Annotated in this window: 17 protein-coding genes and 1 pseudogene; 11 read left to right on the top strand and 7 right to left on the bottom strand. The window is 56.4% G+C overall.

The genetic code is table 11. From position 1 onward, the window contains the following. The first annotated feature begins 10 nt into the window (after positions 1-10). The 4 genes and pseudogenes from JQ558_RS38415 to JQ558_RS33870 all read left to right on the top strand — a co-directional run bounded on the left by JQ558_RS38415 (position 11) and on the right by JQ558_RS33870 (position 1,700). Positions 11-331 (top strand): DUF1330 domain-containing protein, encoded by a 321-nt coding sequence (locus JQ558_RS38415; RefSeq protein ID WP_212212556.1) that lies wholly within the window; start codon positions 11-13, stop codon positions 329-331. Then, a pseudogene (locus JQ558_RS33880) lies at positions 271-487 on the top strand (DNA ligase); the annotation flags it as partial. The gene JQ558_RS38415 and the pseudogene JQ558_RS33880, both read left to right, overlap by 61 nt. A gap of 699 nt (positions 488-1,186) precedes the next feature. Beyond that, on the top strand, positions 1,187-1,384 hold the full coding sequence (locus tag JQ558_RS33875; RefSeq protein ID WP_212212553.1) for a hypothetical protein: 198 nt from the start codon (positions 1,187-1,189) through the stop codon (positions 1,382-1,384). A gap of 163 nt (positions 1,385-1,547) precedes the next feature. Then, complete coding sequence (locus JQ558_RS33870) at positions 1,548-1,700, top strand: hypothetical protein (protein WP_212212550.1); 153 nt, start codon at positions 1,548-1,550, stop codon at positions 1,698-1,700. Between the two features lie 73 nt (positions 1,701-1,773). Here the strand turns inward: JQ558_RS33870 and JQ558_RS33865 are convergent, their stop codons facing one another. The 4 genes from JQ558_RS33865 to JQ558_RS33850 form a co-directional block, all read right to left on the bottom strand. Beyond that, positions 1,774-1,926, bottom strand: a complete 153-nt coding sequence (locus tag JQ558_RS33865; RefSeq protein WP_212212547.1) for a hypothetical protein — start codon at positions 1,924-1,926, stop codon at positions 1,774-1,776. 267 nt (positions 1,927-2,193) lie between these two features. Next, positions 2,194-2,415 carry a hypothetical protein gene (locus JQ558_RS33860; RefSeq protein ID WP_212212544.1) on the bottom strand — a complete coding sequence of 74 codons (222 nt, stop codon included), beginning with the start codon at positions 2,413-2,415 and terminating at the stop codon, positions 2,194-2,196. Positions 2,416-3,745: 1,330 nt separating this feature from the next. Next, positions 3,746-3,919: a hypothetical protein gene (locus tag JQ558_RS33855; protein ID WP_212212541.1), complete on the bottom strand. Its 174-nt coding sequence runs from the start codon at positions 3,917-3,919 to the stop codon at positions 3,746-3,748. Between the two features lie 23 nt (positions 3,920-3,942). After that, the gene (locus JQ558_RS33850) at positions 3,943-4,488 is read right to left on the bottom strand and encodes an NYN domain-containing protein (RefSeq protein ID WP_212212538.1); all 546 of its coding nucleotides are present in this window, start codon (positions 4,486-4,488) and stop codon (positions 3,943-3,945) included. 1,210 nt (positions 4,489-5,698) lie between these two features. On the opposite strand from JQ558_RS33850, the gene JQ558_RS33845 reads away from it, so the two are divergent. The 3 genes from JQ558_RS33845 to JQ558_RS33835 all read left to right on the top strand — a co-directional run bounded on the left by JQ558_RS33845 (position 5,699) and on the right by JQ558_RS33835 (position 7,720). Continuing rightward, on the top strand, positions 5,699-6,505 hold the full coding sequence (locus tag JQ558_RS33845) for a hypothetical protein (protein WP_212212523.1): 807 nt from the start codon (positions 5,699-5,701) through the stop codon (positions 6,503-6,505). A 146-nt stretch (positions 6,506-6,651) separates the two neighbouring features. Then, complete coding sequence (locus JQ558_RS33840; protein ID WP_212212520.1) at positions 6,652-7,287, top strand: outer membrane protein; 636 nt, start codon at positions 6,652-6,654, stop codon at positions 7,285-7,287. Between the two features lie 280 nt (positions 7,288-7,567). Next, positions 7,568-7,720 carry a hypothetical protein gene (locus JQ558_RS33835; RefSeq protein WP_212212517.1) on the top strand — a complete coding sequence of 51 codons (153 nt, stop codon included), beginning with the start codon at positions 7,568-7,570 and terminating at the stop codon, positions 7,718-7,720. A gap of 36 nt (positions 7,721-7,756) precedes the next feature. On the opposite strand, the gene JQ558_RS33830 is transcribed toward JQ558_RS33835, so the two are convergent. Next, positions 7,757-8,074, bottom strand: coding sequence for a PilZ domain-containing protein (locus tag JQ558_RS33830; protein WP_212212514.1), 318 nt, complete (start codon positions 8,072-8,074; stop codon positions 7,757-7,759). Positions 8,075-8,278: 204 nt separating this feature from the next. Here JQ558_RS33830 and JQ558_RS33825 point away from each other — a divergent pair, with 204 nt between their 5' ends. The 4 genes from JQ558_RS33825 to JQ558_RS33810 all read left to right on the top strand — a co-directional run bounded on the left by JQ558_RS33825 (position 8,279) and on the right by JQ558_RS33810 (position 10,501). Continuing rightward, a complete protein-coding gene (locus JQ558_RS33825; protein WP_212212511.1) occupies positions 8,279-8,638 on the top strand; it encodes a hypothetical protein in 360 nt (119 codons plus the stop codon). 3 nt (positions 8,639-8,641) lie between these two features. After that, on the top strand, positions 8,642-9,562 hold the full coding sequence (gene ligD, locus JQ558_RS33820; protein WP_212212508.1) for a non-homologous end-joining DNA ligase: 921 nt from the start codon (positions 8,642-8,644) through the stop codon (positions 9,560-9,562). A gap of 185 nt (positions 9,563-9,747) precedes the next feature. After that, on the top strand, positions 9,748-10,281 hold the full coding sequence (locus JQ558_RS33815; RefSeq protein WP_212296448.1) for a DUF4142 domain-containing protein: 534 nt from the start codon (positions 9,748-9,750) through the stop codon (positions 10,279-10,281). A 37-nt stretch (positions 10,282-10,318) separates the two neighbouring features. Continuing rightward, complete coding sequence (locus JQ558_RS33810) at positions 10,319-10,501, top strand: hypothetical protein (RefSeq protein ID WP_212212502.1); 183 nt, start codon at positions 10,319-10,321, stop codon at positions 10,499-10,501. 67 nt (positions 10,502-10,568) lie between these two features. On the opposite strand, the gene JQ558_RS33805 is transcribed toward JQ558_RS33810, so the two are convergent. Together JQ558_RS33805 and JQ558_RS33800 are read right to left on the bottom strand one after the other, a co-directional pair. Then, entirely contained in the window at positions 10,569-11,150 is a 582-nt protein-coding gene (locus tag JQ558_RS33805; protein WP_212212499.1) for a hypothetical protein, read from the bottom strand. A 126-nt stretch (positions 11,151-11,276) separates the two neighbouring features. After that, complete coding sequence (locus JQ558_RS33800) at positions 11,277-11,774, bottom strand: DUF4142 domain-containing protein (RefSeq protein WP_212212496.1); 498 nt, start codon at positions 11,772-11,774, stop codon at positions 11,277-11,279. Between the last annotated feature and the right edge of the window lie 704 nt (positions 11,775-12,478).

Genomic DNA, 12,478 nt, shown 5'->3' with positions numbered 1-12,478 from the left:
AACGTGAACGGTGCGATTAAACGCCCGCAACGATACACATTCAACCGAAACGAAAATCTACTACACGATCATCGGGTACAGGTCGATTACGGATGCTGAGGCTCACGCCAAGTACGCCAAGCTCGTAACTCCTGTGATCGCGCAATACGGAGGCAAGGTTCTTGTGCGCTGGTCGCATCATCCGGTGCGAGACCTAGAAACTAGCGCTCTTGCTCGCGCGCTATCGCCGTCGTCGTCTCCAGCCGTTGCGAGGGAAAAAACTGGGGTTTATGCGGCAAGGTCGAGCACGGTTTCAATAAGACGTCCGCCGCCGAGTTGCGCAGACGGCTGACGCCGCGGAGCCGCAAAACCCAGCCGTACGCGAAGCGCATTGCGCACAAAGGCATCTGGGTTGAGCCCGAGCTGCTGGCCGAGGTCGAGTACGGACCAAGTCCGCCGAGGAAAGGCTCGGCATCCATTTTCAATGGGGCTACGGGAAGATTGGTAGCCCGTCTACGCAGGAACGTTTTGCTGCTGTCTTGGTTTATCGTGGAACGATCGCGTCGCAACAGGACTTCACGCTTCGAGCGAGCGTCAAGGTCCCATCCTGATTGGGAGGATGCAATGCTCGTGCCCCCGCCGTCCCGCTTCCTAGTCAGACGGGATCGTGCCGAAACAAACTAGATGGTCTGGGACCGTAAGCTGAAGCGGCTTGCCCGATTTGAGGGTGAGGATTTGGTGGGATTATCGCTCTCCGTTGCGGAGAATCTCAGGGACACGCTAAACGCCGCAAAAAGCGCATGACAAACGCCTGAGCGCCGACTCGAAACAACAGAAGAAGGAGTCGGCCATACGCGGTTCGCCCCGTTGCTCGCGGTGCTATCCGCAACCTCAACCTACTGGTATGCGGGAGATTCAAAAAAAGTCTCAGCGCCAAACGGGGACGAGCACTAAGACCGTTGAGTCACGATGTCTAAATCCCATTAAGACCGGAAGTAACTCGGAAAAATTGCCACTTATTCCCAGTACAAATACTAACTCCCCCGAAATCTCCTTTCCGGCAGTAACTCCGCTGATAGGTTTTCGGCGCGCTCACCAAAACGCCGCCGAGAGCGCTTTGGAATGCCCCCGTCCGCGCCAGCCCCCCGGACGGGGGATTTCGCGTCATCTGAAAGACCTGGACTTTCGATTCGGAATTACCGCCCCTATGCCATTTTCAGTCTCTGCCTACGTTGACGATCATCTCGTTTCCGTGACTACCGAAACTGCGAAAGACGCATTTGCCAAAGCGGTCGAATGGCATGTCTTGAGCAAGCTCGCCGACGTTTCTATTAGCGACGGCGTCAATCGCTATTCGATTGACGAGTTTTCATCGATCCTCGCGAACGCCAGCGACCGCCCATAGTGCTTAGGCTGACCGAATTCGCGCGGCCTAGCTTGTTCCGTAGGGAACAGCGGCACGAGGATTTATCCGTCAATGTCGCAGAAGCCGAGGGCAATGGTGCATCGGGAGAAAAAGGAACTAGGAGAGCGACAAGAAATCGGATTTTCAGATTGAGACAACCGAAATGACGGGCGAGCAGCTTGACGCTGTCAGCGGCGGCGCCGGTGCCATTGCTGGCTTCGGGGTGCGGACGGACCAGCGGATTGCGTTGCAGCAACAGCTTACCGCGGCGTTTGCCCGCAACAATCCAACCGACTACTACGGCTATTTTGGCTGACAGTTGAGTTTTATGAGGAGGCCGTCCCGCTGGCGGCCTCCTTCGACGATCTGGACGCGGCTTTTGCGCGCCTTTAGAGCGTTCGCCAAATCTCATCATGGAGCGTGTTGGGCACAAAGAGGCCCGCCGCCTTCTTGATCAGCTCCAGGTATTTTTGATCCGCGAGAAGCTTCAGCCCCATAGCCTCGTACTGGGCCAAGTTCTCGTAGTTGGCAATCCAAGCCATGCGAGCAGCATTACCTCCAACCGGAACGGCTATTTTCAGATCGATGCCCGTAGTTGTTTTTACTTGGGTACTGATCTCGGAAGGTGAAAAGCACGAATGCATTGCAGTGCAATGGTGATCGCCGGGTTTGATAGATTACGCCTGTCCGAGGAAGCGACTGCCACGGACGAGGTTTTCCCTCTCGGCGGGACTCGCTTCAAGATGACTGAACTCGGGACATTCGATTGCGATTCGATACGTTCTCTTGATGGATAACCCAGCTAAATCTTAGGTGGACAATTTTCCAAGAGTCCGACGAGTCCTGGATCGACGCACGAAATTCTCGCGTTTGTCCTGATTGCGGCTCTTGAGCGAGACCTTCAGCTTATGGGCCTTGAAAACAATACCGCCCACCGTTCGGTTCATAATTTCCGCAATTTTCGGAATGGGGTGTCGCTGCGCCAGTTTTCTAAGGTCCTGAATATCTTCGTCAGTCCAACGCTTACCCATCGACTTGCTCCGCCTCAAATACGAAACTCTGAACTCGGGAAAAAACTGGAAAGTTCCTCGTCCATTTGGAACGGCTCCGGACGTATCGAATGTAAGCCCGATGGCGGCACCCCCTCGGGGAGGCTTTCACGCCTACGTGTTGCGGTTAGCCTGTGGGGCGGGGACATTGGCCAAGATAACAATTGATAGGCTTCTACTGCATCGGCCTCTGGAATTCGAACCGCGCAACGAATGTGCTAGAGTTCTTCGATCGAGAGGGAGTTCTCTGGGAGTACGAAGGCAAAGGTCCATAATCAATTAAGCTTTTGCTATCCAGGCTTACCACCCGGGTGGACAACATCATTGAGTAACTCCGCAGAGAAGGTGGGGAACTAGGCTGGGGCGCTATTCCAATCGCCCGCCGCCCAGACATTCACCATCTGATGCGGCCCATCCCGCCGACTTCGGACGTATGAGTGTCCTAACTAGCACAGCATCCAAGGCTGTCCGCCACTTATTCCCGAAATTCTTGCGCGTCGTTGAACCTTGGCATGTCTCGCCCAGACATAGATTCAACTTGGGGGGCGCTGTTTGCATTTCTCGAAAGGGTAAGTCGAGGCGGAATTCTCATCCAGCGCACGGATAGCCCCGTAGTTCTCCGGAGGAGAACAAAGTCGCACCAATGCCAACTTGTGCGCACAGCTGAGAGCATCGTTCGCGAAAAGTTTCCGTCCAGGAACTGGTCCCGCCTGACCGAGTTTACCCTGCGGCAGCAGAAACGGGTGCTGCTATGTGGGACGATCTGCTGGCGTTGGTGGTAGGTGCCGTCTTTGTCCCGACCGTCATTGTTCTAGGCTTATTCCGGCTCGCGGCATTGAAGCGAGTGAAAGATCTACGGTCGCGCCCAGTTGAAGAATGGACGGCCTCGCAAGAACTACACCGGCCGACATAGCGAATTATCCCAATGGACGAAGCAGGAAGGCCGCCTCAATTGGCGGCCTCATTCATTACAGGCCCTTGCGGTCTGGGGACATGACCTCGCGTCGCGTGTTCCCAGCCTTTATCGATCGCATGACGGAAGATAACGCCTCGGTGAACGAAACCGATTGCCCTCCCCACGCAATCGTCCGGAAACGAAACCAGCGCAGTCTCATCGTCACAGGCAACGCAGGGGGATACTCAAAATGATTGCTCTCACAGTCACCGCCATTTTGGCCGTCTTTGCCGGAACATTTATCGCGCTCGCATCGAGCGAATTCGGCTCCGAAATAGTCCTCGCCGTTGTCAGCCTCGTATAAGGGACCCCGCTGGTAGGTGCCCCGGCGGCTCTGGTGCGCGCTCACCACGCGGATCAGATGCAACCGGCGCCCACGCCCTTCAGCACCCCGCAGGCATACCTCCCGATCGCGATGCCGCCGACGCCGTTTATGTACATGCCTAACGCGACACCGTGCTCGCCAATGTCGATACCAAGTCCACCGAGCTGCAACTTCAACCCACCCGAGACCACGTCGAGTTCTGACAAGCTCCCGTCGTTCCTGAGATTCCCTACGAAAACTCATCCCTCGGGTTGCGCCTCTCATCCTTTGTCCGCCCTATCGCAGCTTTGAGGTCATCCAACTCGATGAACGTATCCGCCTGCCGACGCAATTCGTCAGCGACCATCGGAGGTTTCGTCCGCATGCTGGATACGACTGTGACGCGAGGACCGACGCGCTGTATTGCTTCCACAAGGCGACGAAAATCGCCGTCCCCGGAAAACAATAATAGGTGGTCTAAGGACTTCGCAATCTCGAGCGCATCGACTGCGAGCTCAACTCCAATATTGCGCTTGTATTTCCGCCGGCCCTGAACATCACCAAACTCTTTGACCGGTGTCGTACGCACTGCGAAACCGTTATAATCGAGCCAATCGATGAGTGGCCGGGCCGTTTCAAATTCTTCAGCGATGATCGTATAGTAATAAGCACGCACAAGCACGCCGCGCGTCCTGAACTCGGCGAGAAGCCTTTTGAAATCAATGCTGAAGTCCAAGGCTTTCGCCGTGTAGTGGAGGTTCAGGCCGTCGACAAAGAGCGCCAGTTTTTCGGACATCACCCCAAGCTCCCTTGATGCCGATAGGACTGCGGCGCATTACCAAGTTGCCGACACGGTGGCGAGCTTTGCTGCTTATGTCGCTTTGAGTGCATTTGTGGAAATCGCCCCAGTTTTATCACTGGGCCAGCGAGCTGCTGAATGCAATTCATATCCGGGCCGCTGCGGTCAGCCCGATGGAGTACCCTCCAGTGGGCACAATGAAATACAGCGGAGCGAAATCCAAAATGGTCCAAACCTATATAACTGAGTGTTACTCAACTTTGCGAGCTATGCTCGGTGCTTGACGTGTAAGAGCCGAGCATACCGAGCAACCGCAGGCGGCCTTGCGTAGCGCGCTCGCCGGCGATTTCCATTTATTCCTCACAATTGAGTCCATCCCGCCCTTTAACCGCCAGAATCCATACTGAGGCTACCCGCTGATACCGGTCTAGGGCAGCGATCTGGCTTGCGATTGTATGTCTAGCGCTGCTCAGCGCCTTGACGGTCGGCAAGGCGGTTTGGACGCCTGCCGGCCTCGCGGCCGCTCAGGTATCACCAGACGCATCGACGGTCGGCGTTGCTGACGCTGAACACGCGCTCAGCAAGGCGGATCGACTTGAGATCAACTCCGTGCGTGAGGAAACCCGCCTCAAGCTGTCTTGCAGTCAATCGAGCCAACCGCCCCTGTCATAGTTCCGCCCAGCCCGCCGGTGGAAGCTAAAATCATAAGCCGACACTGGCGCGACCCTCATGCCTTTTCGCCTTCGTTCAAAGATTCGCGACGGAGCGAACTCAGAAAGACGAAAAAGAACGCTGACCGTAAACGAAATCAAGCTATCGATCGATCCAGACCACCTGATCCGGTGAAGCCATGCAGCCGGCCTGGTCCTTATGGTGATCTGTTAAGAGCTATGAATTTGTCGCCCGCTTGCGCATCGTAGGTTTCAATCTGCCATTCGCCAATCGGCTTTTCTGACGAATTATTGAGGTTGGTGCGCGCGTTACGGACTCCAGAAGGCCACCATCTGAGCTGGTTGGCTAATCGATTGCTTTTGAGCTGGTCTGGAGACCTTACCTATAGGCCCGCCCCCGGCTGGTCTGCTGATGTCTGTCACCACACGAGCATTCTCTCCATCATGCGGCCATTCTTTGAACAAGACTGGACTCAGTGTCGGCGGCTCGTCGACCTCAACCTTGGGATGACGTTGGACGGAAAATGGAAGCGCCAATGAACTCCACGCCCACTTCGATGGGAAATGTCTCCCCCGATGCCCCGGTCCCGCGCACCGATGAACGACTCGCACACGCCTACGGACAGATCACACGCGCGGGTGAAGAGCTTGCGCGTGTGAGTGAACAGGTTGCAAAAATGGAGCACGATGCCGAGCGCCCACCTTCGGCTGGACCTTCTCCGGCCGGACCTCGCCCGCAATCACCGCTTGGAAAGCTGGCGCGCCGGGCGCTCGTCGGCTTGGTGCTGGCGGCGTGCGTCGTTGTCGGTGCCCTGGTTTTGCAGTCCTCTTATGGAGCGGGAGCCAAGCTGGTTGTCGCCCGTTGGGTTCCCCAGCTCGCTTCAACATTGCCGTCGGAGAATCCGCCGGTACTCGCCCCGCAGGCGCCATCTACCCTTCAATTGGCCGCGGTGGAGGCAACACCACCGCAAGCATCGCCCTTGCCCCAAGCCGCACCGCAAGACGCCGCGCCGACAACCACTGCAGCGCTTCCTGATCAGACAGAGTTGCTGCAAACGATGGCGCGCGAACTCGCGACTCTCGAGCGAAACATCGAACAGCTCAAGGCGAACCAGCAACAAATAGTCCGCGACAGTTCAAAGGCCATTGAGGAGCTCAAGGCTAACCAGGAAGAGATGAAACGCGCACTAGCGAGGGTCTCCGAGCAGAACCCGCCCAAGACGTCACAGCCTCCCACGCAACCGACGACGACCTTGCGCAAGCCCGAGCGCACGCTTCAGTCGCCGCACGTAAGGGCGCGGCCTCGACTCCCAAGAGATTGGATCTACGACGAGGACTGGTAACCCCCGATGCAACGTCATCAAAGTCTTATGCTGAAACAGCGTTTTGATCCGATACAGCGCGCTATGCGTCGCGCGATGACCTCGTCTTTTGTAGCCACCGATCCAATCACGCTTAACGTAAGGCTCTGACATCTGCATTTGGCCGAATGACCGCTTCGCGTCCCTACACTAAAGCCCCAATGGTGCAGGCCTCCCCGATTTACAACTGGACTGGCTTTTACATCGGTGGTCACGTCGGCGGCGCGTTCGGTGGCGACAACAACATTCTGGCTCCCGGCTTCACCGGCACCAACGGCAACGACGGTGTGTTCATGGGCGGCGTGCAGGTTGGTTACGACCACCAGTTCTCACCGAACTGGGTACTCGGCCTTGAAGCGAACTACAGCTTCCTCGACACCAACAACAATCCCTTCGTCAACCGCGGATTAGGTTCGGTCACCGGCCGCCTTGGCTACACGTGGGGTCCGGCGCTGGTGTACGTCAAGGGCGGTTATGCCTGGGCTGACTCCCGCCTCACCAACGGTTTCGGCGGCGGCACCTTTTCAAACGACGGCGGCGGTCGCGACGGCTACACCGTCGGCGGCGGTCTCGAATACCTGTTCACCCAGAATTGGTCGGGCAAAATCGAATACCAGTACTACGATTTCGGTACCCGAAACGCTCTCTTCACCAGCGCTGCTGGCGTTGTCACCGCTGTCGGGTTCCGCAACGACGAGCATACGATCAAGGCCGGCCTGAACTACCGGTTCGGTTGGGGCAACGCGGCGGCTTCTCGTTACTGACGGCTTAGTAAGATGAAGATTAAGGGTCAGCCGTCAGGCTGGCCCTTTTTTTCATCCAACGCTTGGCACGCAGACGAAAAACCCCGCCGGTTAGGGCGGGGCTAAGTCGGGGTATCATTGCTTCTTAGCCCGAGTGAGGCTGCTGACACTGTAATAGCATAGGCGGCACAGTCGATCTCTTTTCTTGCATACTTGTCCCGCATACGTGCAAAGGCAAGAACTGTCTCCCCCTTGCAACATGGAGAATGTTCTGCTTCTTGGAACACTAAATGTAACTTCCGTGATCGAACGTCTTGCGGCAGCCTCGGCGTTATCGGGGCTGGAAGTCCGCATTGCACTGACATTCAATTTTCCCGGCAAGGCCGCAGCGCGCGACGCACTGTGGCCTTTTTCATTGGCCAGCAACCCGGCGCAAAAAATAACGGATTGCTAGACGTCTGCATTGCCACATTCAAAAGACTCAATGTGGTCACTCAACAAACTCAGGATCCTTCGAAGATCGGTTAGCCTTTTTGCCCTTCTGTCGATGAAACAAGACGCCGATCTGGTCTCCATTTACCCATTTGAGCGAGCAGCGCCGATAAGCGAGACCGGTGGAGGAAAGCAGAAGGAAAAACTCCTTCAGCTGTAAGCCTTCAATCGAGACATTCACCGTCAATGTCGCGTCCCCGTCGGATACATCACTGATCACGCAGTCCCGGCGCCAGGTGCCGTCAATGGCCATCATGTGCGCGTTCAGCCCGTGTTCGAACTTCACCCGACGTTCGCTTTCCTTTGGTGTTCCCATTCCACTCTCCGGCCAGCCTATTGCCATTTTTTCCCGAGGATGACGCAAAGGAATTAAGGCCGTCTAAGCGCTTACCTGCCTCTCTGCGCACGAGCTAAGTATACTTTTGAACATAAACGTCGCCCGTCTTATCCGGCATATCCCGCCCGGGAACGAATCTCCTGGGGCGCGCTTGAATCCCGGTTCTGTTCGTGGAGTTGGTTTATGCGTACGTCCAATTGGACACCGTCGATCGTGCCCAATGGCAACGACGAGACGGTCTATCTGGTGGCCGATGATTTTGGCAAAATCGGCCGCGCCTGGCGCGAGACCGACTATGAGACCCCCGACCTCGAGACGGTCATCCAGGATTTGCTCACGGGGCAATACAGCAACCCGATCCGCGTTGTCGCCTTCAACACCGCCGAGCGCTGGTCGGAGGACGTTTCCGAGGACACCGCCCATGAGCTGCGCCGGCGCTGCGATCTGCAGGGGCGCGATATCCCGTTCTTCCTGCAAGGCTTCACCGACCGCTTCGAACGCTACCGCGACGTGCAGCTGCCGCTGCCGATACACTTGGTTTGACCGGTGGCCTTTCAGCGCAAGAAACCAGCGGCGATCGGCGTCAAGGCGCCCTTCCCCGGATTCATCGAGCCAGCGCTGGCGACCTCGATCGACAATGTGCCCAATGGCGAACGCTGGATTCACGAAATCAAGTTCGACGGCTACCGCGTCCAGGTCCACCTCGCCAACGAAGCGATAAAGGTCTACACCCGGCGCGGCAACGTCTGGACCAACCGGTTCAGAAAGATCGCCGACGACGCCTGGCACATCAGCGCCGGGTCCGCGATCATCGACGGCGAGGTCGTGGTGCCGGCCGCCGACGGCACCACCGACTTTTCCGTTCTGCAGAACGAACTGAAGGGCAAATCGACCCGCATCGTGCTGGTCGCCTTCGACCTGCTCTATCTCAACGGTTACGACCTACGAAAGCTGCCGCTGATGGAGCGCAAGGCGCACCTCAAGAAGCTGATCGCCGCCACCGACATCCAGTTCAGCGAAAGCTTCGAGACCGACGGCCGCGAGATCTACAAGCACGCCTGCAAGGTCGGGCTGGAAGGCGTGGTCTCCAAGGTGCGCGACAGCGGCTATGCGTCCGGCCGCGGTAACAACTGGGTCAAGAGGACCTGCGCTCAGCGCGAGACATTGACGATCGCCGGCTTCGCCCTCGACGGCAGCGACTGGGACGGCATCTATGTCGGTCGGCGCAAGGGCAACGACCTGATCTACGCCGGCAAGGTCGACCATGGTTTCGACAAGAAGTCCGCTGCCGAACTGCGCAAGCGCCTGACGCCGCTGATCCGCAAAACCCAGCCCTACGCCAGGAAAATCGCGCACAGGGGCATCTGGGTCGAACCCGAATTGCTTGCCGAGATTGAGTATCGCGCCAAGTCCGCCGAAGGCAAGGTCCGGCACCCGTTCTTCAAGGGGCTGCGGGAAAATCTTTAGCCCACGTCATCCGAACTCAATCAACAAACGGAACGACGGAAGCCGCATACCGGGCGGAGACGTACCCCATTCCAAACGGCCTCTTTCGGCAGGGTCTTTTGATTTGGCCCCCTCCGGGCTGCCTTAGGAACTAGCAGCCCCTCACTTTGTTTTGTCGAACAAGCATTCCAACTCGTGAGAGAAAAATGAAGCGGATTTTAATCGTGCTTACCTGCCTCGTCATGGCAGCGCCTGTGCTCGCACAGTCGGTTGGAGAAAAAACGGGCGTCAACTCTGCGCAGGGCATTAGCCCGTCCACCCCCGACTTCGTCAAACAAGTCGCCATTTCGGACATGTTCGAAATTGAATCGAACAAGATAGGCGAGAACAAGGGCAACGCAGCCCAAAAGTCATTCGCCGCCGAAATGGTCAGAGATCACACCAAAACGTCGGCCGAGTTGAAATCGCTTGTTTCGAGCGGAAAGGTAACGGCGGAACTACCGGCGGCTGTCGCCAGCTCTCACCAGAGCAAGCTCGATAAACTCAAAGCAAAAACCGGCGATGACTTTGTCGCCGAATTCAATTCGATACAGGTCAGTGCTCATAAGGACGCGGTGTCGCTATTCGAACGATACGCAAATGGTGGTGATAACGCCGAGCTGAAGGCCTGGGCCGGCAAGACGCTGCCGCATCTTCGTCATCACCTCGAGATGGCGCAAAAGCTTGACGACAAGAAGTGAGTGCCGCCTTCGGTGGCGTGAAGCGTAGGGCCGGCAGATGGTCAAGACAGGATCATGGAGCGAAGACGAGGACCGGCGGCTGCTGGAATTGCGGGATGCCGGCCGTACTTCCGTTTCGATCGCCAACGCGCTGAAGCGCACGGTCGGCGCTGTCGACAACCGCCTTTGGTTATTGCGGTCCCGTGAAAGAGCGGATGCTAAAGCCACCTCCGATGGTTAAAACGTATGGCGAGCCGGGGCGGTAGGTCCCCATTCTTTAGAGAATCCGTTCTGTACGGCGTCGGTTATCACGACATAACAAGTATGTCGGCAATTCCAATGGTTGAGGTCTGACGCACCATCACAAATCGTAAGATAATGAAAAGCGACAGGTACATTACTGTGCCCCGCAACATCATCTCCGCCACCGAATGAGTCGGAATTATTAGCTCGGCCCCTTCGATTTGGAGTAACTTGTCCACGGCGTCCTCGCAGTAGCGACGTTGCACCAGAGAAGGGTCCGTCATCACTCGTGCGCACTGTCCTTTGCCGCCATATACGAGGTTGCTATGGTAAGCAGGTGCACAGCCGCAGTCTCCTAGTTTCTGCATCTCTCCATCGACAGTATAGGCGGCGGAGGCACGACGGTATGCAATGGCGACCGTCGCGTAAGCATCAGTGATCGATGCGGCTAACTGATCTTTGTCATCGATTGACTGGCGTTCACGCACCCTAACCACCTTGAGGGCTATTTTAGCGGAGGCTTGAGCGAGTCGAACACCTTCCAACTCCGCGTCAGAAATATCAGGCTGGCATCCTGCAGCTGCTCCAGCGACCAATTCATATATTGCTGCTTTCGATGGGCCGTCCGCAGACAGGTAATTCTTCAACAGGCGCCGAGCCCTGACTTCAAGGTGTTTACAATCCTTCCGGATCTTCTCTCGCTGCCTGTTTGGCTTGAACCAACTAAACACCGTTGTCTCTAGCCCTTCTTCACCGGCCTTGGAGGCGTGGGATTACTTACCGGGTTTCAACGATTTTGCGGCATCGAGGTGTTTCCGTAACGTATCGATTTGACCTGAAGCATATTCGCCGGCTGAATCCTTAAGCTTGGACGCCTTCGTGTATTCGGCGATATCTTTCTGATGGTCGGCAACCATGTGAGTGGCGAACATTTTGTCAAAAGCCGAACCGGACATTTTTGCCATCTTGTCATAGTCGGCCTTCTGCTTCGCATTTGGTCCGGTTGGTGGATTCACCCCCAGGCCCTTGGCAGCATCCAAAGCTTTCTGATTGGCGGCGGCGTGGTCTGCGGAAAGCATTTTGCCATACGCCTTGACGTCATCGCTTTGCCCATTCTTCTGTGCAAGATCTCCCATGCTAACTTCGGCGAAATTGCCCTCGATTGCCTTCTTGAGGAATGTCTGGCTCGGCTTGTCTTTTGCATGGGCGTTGGCAAACGAGATTGCCAACAGGAGAGTTGCTGTTCCAAGGGACGATAAGATTCTCTTCATAGATGTTCTCCCGCAGATTTATTTCCTGAAACGCTCCAGTAATCGAAGAGGTTCCAAATCGGGAGAAATGGCACAAACCTTTCGTTGATGTCTCCCGCTTCCGATACCGACGCCTTCCCAGTGAGAGGCTGCTCACTTTCCCGGGCGGCGGTCATCCTTACGGCGCAGTCGAATCCGCTACAAAGACCGGGGCCCGGCAACTGAACAAGCGCACCGCTGTCAACGCTGCGGCCGGGTTTCAGTAGCCAAGCAGCAGCGCTCCAAAATTTGAACCAAGCAATGAGAGCAGGAAAAAGAAGAACATGAAAAGCAAAATGACCCTAAAGCAGCCACCTGCTATCCTCGGGGTAGTGGGGACATAAGTGTAATCGGATGAATCCGGCACTCTGGGGCCGTAACCGGCCCCACCAAGTATACGACGCAACCTTTCTATGGCCCTTGCCCGCGCTACCAATTCATCACTTACAAGGATTTCGTCGGAATGAGTGGGTCTTGAGCCCCAAGGCCCCCGTCTCTTCGGAGATGCCGGGCTTCGAGATGGAGCATCGCTAGTCGTTGCGCTTTTTCTAGTGCCGCCGCTTCGGACGGTCCCTACGGTAGGACGGGCTGGCGACGGAGTTATAGTTACACCGTATTCAGCACCACATTGTGAGCACTTCGGGCCGTCTAGCCAACGGCCAGGATCGTGATTCTTACAGAAGTAC

This window comes from Bradyrhizobium sp. AUGA SZCCT0160 (assembly GCF_018130105.1).
Classification (GTDB): Bacteria; Pseudomonadota; Alphaproteobacteria; order Rhizobiales; family Xanthobacteraceae; genus Bradyrhizobium.
This window is presented reverse-complemented; position numbering and strand designations above follow the sequence as displayed.

Bases quoted from the DNA above. Each gene is read 5' to 3' on its own strand.
- JQ558_RS33860 (WP_212212544.1), bottom strand. From the start codon at position 2,415: ATGGGTAAGCGTTGGACTGACGAAGATATTCAGGACCTTAGAAAACTG.
- JQ558_RS33845 (WP_212212523.1), top strand. From the start codon at position 5,699: ATGAACTCCACGCCCACTTCGATGGGAAATGTCTCCCCCGATGCCCCG.
- JQ558_RS33870 (WP_212212550.1), top strand. From the start codon at position 1,548: ATGACGGGCGAGCAGCTTGACGCTGTCAGCGGCGGCGCCGGTGCCATT.
- JQ558_RS33830 (WP_212212514.1), bottom strand. From the start codon at position 8,074: ATGGGAACACCAAAGGAAAGCGAACGTCGGGTGAAGTTCGAACACGGG.
- JQ558_RS33865 (WP_212212547.1), bottom strand. From the start codon at position 1,926: ATGGCTTGGATTGCCAACTACGAGAACTTGGCCCAGTACGAGGCTATG.
- JQ558_RS33815 (WP_212296448.1), top strand. From the start codon at position 9,748: ATGAAGCGGATTTTAATCGTGCTTACCTGCCTCGTCATGGCAGCGCCT.
- JQ558_RS33800 (WP_212212496.1), bottom strand. From the start codon at position 11,774: ATGAAGAGAATCTTATCGTCCCTTGGAACAGCAACTCTCCTGTTGGCA.
- JQ558_RS33810 (WP_212212502.1), top strand. From the start codon at position 10,319: ATGGTCAAGACAGGATCATGGAGCGAAGACGAGGACCGGCGGCTGCTG.
- JQ558_RS33825 (WP_212212511.1), top strand. From the start codon at position 8,279: ATGCGTACGTCCAATTGGACACCGTCGATCGTGCCCAATGGCAACGAC.
- JQ558_RS33840 (WP_212212520.1), top strand. From the start codon at position 6,652: ATGACCGCTTCGCGTCCCTACACTAAAGCCCCAATGGTGCAGGCCTCC.
- JQ558_RS33875 (WP_212212553.1), top strand. From the start codon at position 1,187: ATGCCATTTTCAGTCTCTGCCTACGTTGACGATCATCTCGTTTCCGTG.
- JQ558_RS33850 (WP_212212538.1), bottom strand. From the start codon at position 4,488: ATGTCCGAAAAACTGGCGCTCTTTGTCGACGGCCTGAACCTCCACTAC.